This window comes from Micromonospora sp. CMU55-4 (assembly GCF_011602315.1).
GTDB classification, from domain to species: Bacteria; Actinomycetota; Actinomycetes; order Mycobacteriales; family Micromonosporaceae; genus Micromonospora; species Micromonospora chalcea.
This window is the reverse complement of the sequence record NZ_JAAOLH010000051.1, coordinates 1-772: the sequence shown is the minus strand read 5'-3', so window position 1 is coordinate 772 and position 772 is coordinate 1. Positions and strand designations below refer to the sequence as shown.

Annotated in this window: 1 protein-coding gene; it reads left to right on the top strand. The window is 67.7% G+C overall.

From position 1 onward, the window contains the following. The coding region (locus HA073_RS30200; RefSeq protein WP_166457866.1) for an AAA family ATPase at positions 1-772 on the top strand (772 nt) is incomplete at both ends.

Below are 772 nucleotides of genomic sequence, written 5' to 3'. Positions count from 1 at the left end.
TTTGAAGGGCCTGCGGGACCGCTACGAGGCGCACCACCGCGTCTCCATCACCGACGCCGCCCTGGTCGCCGCCGCGACGCTGGCCGACCGGTACATCTCGGATCGGTTCCTGCCGGACAAGGCGATCGACCTGATCGACGAGGCCGGCGCGCGGATGCGGATCCGTCGGATGACCGCGCCGCCGGACCTGCGGGACTTCGACGAGCGGATCGCGCAGGTGCGTCGGGACAAGGAGTCCGCGATCGACGCGCAGGACTTCGAGCGGGCCGCGCAGCTGCGTGACACCGAGAAGCAGCTGCTCGGGCAGAAGGCGCAGCGGGAGAAGGAGTGGAAGGCCGGTGACCTGGACGTCGTCAGTGAGGTTGACGACGAGCAGATCGCCGAGGTGCTCGGCAACTGGACCGGTATCCCGGTCTACAAGCTGACCGAGGAGGAAACCTCGCGGCTGCTGCGCATGGAAGACGAGCTGCACAAGCGCGTCATCGGCCAGGAAGACGCGGTCAAGGCGGTCTCGAAGGCGATCCGCCGTACCCGGGCCGGGTTGAAGGACCCGAAGCGGCCGTCCGGGTCGTTCATCTTCGCAGGCCCGTCCGGTGTCGGTAAGACCGAGCTGTCCAAGGCCCTGGCGGAGTTCCTGTTCGGTTCCGAGGACGCGCTGATCCAGCTGGACATGTCGGAGTTCCACGACCGGTACACCGTGTCCCGGCTCGTCGGTGCCCCTCCCGGGTATGTCGGCTACGACGAGGGTGGGCAGCTGACCGAGAAGGTACGT